The organism is Roseateles sp. P5_B10, assembly GCF_056400485.1.
Genome location: NZ_JBFULE010000836.1, coordinates 1 through 2,242, shown reverse-complemented (window position 1 = coordinate 2,242; position 2,242 = coordinate 1). Strand labels below are relative to the sequence as shown.

Genomic DNA, 2,242 nt, shown 5'->3' with positions numbered 1-2,242 from the left:
GCACTGGATCGAGGATTTCATTGCCAGCGATGGCAGCTCGGCGTTGCAACTGGAGTTGCGACTCAGCGACCGGGTGGCCGATCTTGTGCAGGAGCCCGTCGACTACGCCGTGCGCTATGGCGAGCCGCCGGACTCCAGTCTCATCGCCCTGCCCTTGGCGCCGGACAACCGTCGCGTGCTGTGCGCCAGCCCGGCCTATGTCGCTCGCCACGGGCAACCGGCGACGCCCGCTGACCTGCGTGGCCACAACTGCCTGCGCTGGGTGCTCGGCGACAGCCTGCACGGCCGCTGGCGCTTCACGTCACCCGATGGTGAGGCTTGCGCGGTCGAGGTCAGTGGGGACCGCACCGTGGACGACGGCGGCCTGGTGCGCGAATGGGCCGTGGCCGGGCTGGGCATCGCCTACAAGAGCCGCCTCGACGTGGCCGCCGACCTGGCGGCCGGGCGGCTGGTGGCGCTGCTGCCGGAATGGCTCGGCGAGCCCGCGCCGCTTCACTGGATGGCGGTCGGGCGGCACCGCCTGACGCCGGCCCTGCGGCGGCTCGCAGAAAGCATCAGGGCCCACTGTGGGGCCCTGGATGGAAGCGAAGTGCGGCGCTGAGGCCGCGACGTTCATTGGGCGCGGCGGCGGATGGCGCCCAGGCCGAGCAATGCAAGACCGGTCAGGGCCAGGCTGGCGGGCTCGGGCAGGCGGTTCGGGTCACGCACTGTGAAATTCAGCGGGCCGCTGGTGAAGCCGCAGCCGTAGTTCTGAAGGTTGGAATTCAGGCACTGGGAATTGGTGGCGATGAAACCGGAACCCGCGGCAACGGCCGTGTAATCGATGATGAACAGCGACGGGTCAAGATTCCACTCCACACCATTACCCAGGGTTCCGATGACGATGTTTGTCAGGTTCAGCGCGGGCGAGCCATCGGCAGTGAACGCACCGCCGCCGGAACCACCGGCATCCACCTCGCCGGCCGAACCGCCTTGGACGATCACTTCGACCTGGAAGGTYTGRCCGATGAGCAGGTTGTTCAGATCCACGCCACCAACACCCTGCATGATCAGGACGGGTGCGGCATGGGCAACCAAAGCAGACGCTGCGAGGGCAACACCGGCAATGACGGTACGGAAATTCATCTTGTTCTCCAGGCGATTCAACAGTTTTAAGCAAGCTTCAGGCCAATGATGGTTTCTCCTATGAACCGCGTCCTTTTTGTAACAGGCGCTGTAAAGCCCACCGACACTGAAATGGGGGTGGGCCACCTCAATGGGGCTTGACGGGCAGGCTGGGCGYCGGCCAGGCCGGAGCTTTGACAGCCACCCCTTCACAGCCGCTGCGCCAGGCTTGCTGCCAGGTCTGCGGCGAGTGAATTRCCCCTGGCGCCAGACCGCGCACGACGCAGCCGGCACGAGCGCCACTGGCGGCGATCTCGGCCAGTTGCTGCAGCTCCAGCACGCCGCCAATGCCGACCACCGGTGCCGGCGCCATGGCCACCCACCAGGCCAGGTTGTGAAGCCCTTGCGCTCGCCACGGCATGGCCTTGGTCAGCGTTGGCCAGACGGGACCGCAGGCGATGTAGTCGGGCGACCAGGCCACGGCGCGGGCCAGCTCCCACAGGCTGTGCGAGCTCAGGCCCAGGCGCAGGCCACGAGCCCGCGCCTCGGCGAGGTCACGTCGATCGGCAGCGGAAAGCGCCAGCAGATCTTCCTGGCCGAGATGGATGAAGTCGACGCCCGAGGCCAGTGCTTCGCGCCAGTGGTCGTTGACGATGAGGACGGCACCCGGGTGCCGCGCGGCCTTGATTTCAGCGCGCAAGCGGGCTGTCCAGGCGGAGTCAGCCTCGCCCGGGGCTCGCTTGACCCGCAATTGAACGGCTTGCAGGCCGCCCTCAAAAAGGCAGGCGGCATGGGCGCCACTGTCGGTGATGGCGTAGACCCCTTCAAGGGCCGGTGCCCCGCGGCACGCTGTCGGCCAGGCCTCGGGTGGTGCCTCGTCGTCGAACAGCGCGGGCAACAGGCTGGCATCGCTGATGAAACCCGGCTCAGGCCGCACCGGCCCCGCGCCAGCGCCAGGCGACTGCATGTCGGCACGCAGGCCGGAGGTCGTCAGCATCTTGGCGATGACGGCCCCATCGGCAGCGACGAAACCTCGGGCCGACGCCGCAGCCAGGGCGGTCGCGAAGGTGCAGCCAGTACCGTGGTTGTTGCCGGCAGCGCGGCGCGGCAGGGCCAGCCAGCCGGTTGCATGCTCGGC

At 68.1% G+C, this 2,242-nt stretch carries 3 protein-coding genes; 1 reads left to right on the top strand and 2 read right to left on the bottom strand.

Going from position 1 to position 2,242, the window contains the following annotated elements; all coding sequences use genetic code 11:
• Window positions 1–601, top strand: a 601-nt coding sequence (locus AC1DU6_RS28255; protein ID WP_477861181.1) for a substrate binding domain-containing protein, incomplete at its 5' end; no start/stop codon positions are given.
• An 11-nt stretch (window positions 602–612) separates the two neighbouring features.
• Here AC1DU6_RS28255 and AC1DU6_RS28250 read toward each other — a convergent pair.
• Both AC1DU6_RS28250 and AC1DU6_RS28245 read right to left on the bottom strand, forming a co-directional pair.
• Complete coding sequence (locus tag AC1DU6_RS28250) at window positions 613–1,125, bottom strand: PEP-CTERM sorting domain-containing protein (RefSeq protein ID WP_477861179.1); 513 nt, start codon at window positions 1,123–1,125, stop codon at window positions 613–615.
• A gap of 127 nt (window positions 1,126–1,252) precedes the next feature.
• The coding region (locus AC1DU6_RS28245; RefSeq protein WP_477861177.1) for a thiamine phosphate synthase at window positions 1,253–2,242 on the bottom strand (990 nt) is incomplete at its 5' end.